This window comes from Ewingella allii (genome assembly GCF_044430645.1).
GTDB lineage: Bacteria > Pseudomonadota > Gammaproteobacteria > Enterobacterales > Enterobacteriaceae > Ewingella > Ewingella allii.
Map to the genome: position 1 here is coordinate 1 of NZ_JAWUDN010000020.1, position 1,403 is coordinate 1,403.

The following is a 1,403-nucleotide window of genomic DNA, read 5'->3' on the forward strand; positions in this document are numbered from 1 at the left end:
GTCTCTCAGACCAAAACACCTTCGGTGTTGTAAGGTTAAGCCTCTCGGGTCATTAGTACTGGTTAGCTCAATGCATCGCTGCACTTACACACCCAGCCTATCAACGTCTTAGTCTTAAACGTCCCTTCAGGTGGCTTAAAGCCACAGGGAAGACTCATCTCGAGGCAAGTTTCGCGCTTAGATGCTTTCAGCGCTTATCTTTTCCGCATTTAGCTACCGGGCAATGCCATTGGCATGACAACCCGAACACCAGTGATGCGTCCACTCCGGTCCTCTCGTACTAGGAGCAGCCCCTCTCAATCTTCCAACGCCCACGGCAGATAGGGACCGAACTGTCTCACGACGTTCTAAACCCAGCTCGCGTACCACTTTAAATGGCGAACAGCCATACCCTTGGGACCTACTTCAGCCCCAGGATGTGATGAGCCGACATCGAGGTGCCAAACACCGCCGTCGATATGAACTCTTGGGCGGTATCAGCCTGTTATCCCCGGAGTACCTTTTATCCGTTGAGCGATGGCCCTTCCATTCAGAACCACCGGATCACTATGACCTACTTTCGTACCTGCTCGAGCCGTCACTCTCGCAGTCAAGCTAGCTTATGCCATTGCACTAACCTCACGATGTCCGACCGTGATTAGCTAACCTTCGTGCTCCTCCGTTACTCTTTAGGAGGAGACCGCCCCAGTCAAACTACCCACCAGACACTGTCCTCACCCCCGATCAGGGGGCCGAGTTAGAACATCAAACATTAAAGGGTGGTATTTCAAGGTTGGCTCCACGCAGACTGGCGTCCACGCTTCAAAGCCTCCCACCTATCCTACACATCAAGGCTCAATGTTCAGTGTCAAGCTATAGTAAAGGTTCACGGGGTCTTTCCGTCTTGCCGCGGGTACACTGCATCTTCACAGCGAGTTCAATTTCACTGAGTCTCGGGTGGAGACAGCCTGGCCATCATTACGCCATTCGTGCAGGTCGGAACTTACCCGACAAGGAATTTCGCTACCTTAGGACCGTTATAGTTACGGCCGCCGTTTACCGGGGCTTCGATCAAGAGCTTCTCCTTGCGGATAACCCCATCAATTAACCTTCCGGCACCGGGCAGGCGTCACACCGTATACGTCCACTTTCGTGTTTGCACAGTGCTGTGTTTTTATTAAACAGTTGCAGCCAGCTGGTATCTGCGACTGGCTTCGGCTCCGAGAGCAAGTCTCTTCACCTACGCGCCAGCGTGCCTTCTCCCGAAGTTACGGCACCATTTTGCCTAGTTCCTTCACCCGAGTTCTCTCAAGCGCCTGAGTATTCTCTACCTGACCACCTGTGTCGGTTTGGGGTACGATTTCGTGTTACCTGGAGCTTAGAGGCTTTTCCTGGAAGCAGGGCATCAGCTACTTCACCACCGT

Annotated in this window: 1 rRNA gene; it reads right to left on the reverse strand. The window is 53.0% G+C overall.

What is annotated here, in order from left to right:
* Positions 1 to 31: 31 nt before the first annotated feature.
* A 23S ribosomal RNA gene (locus SBO83_RS21380) occupies positions 32 to 1,403 on the reverse strand; the annotation flags it as partial.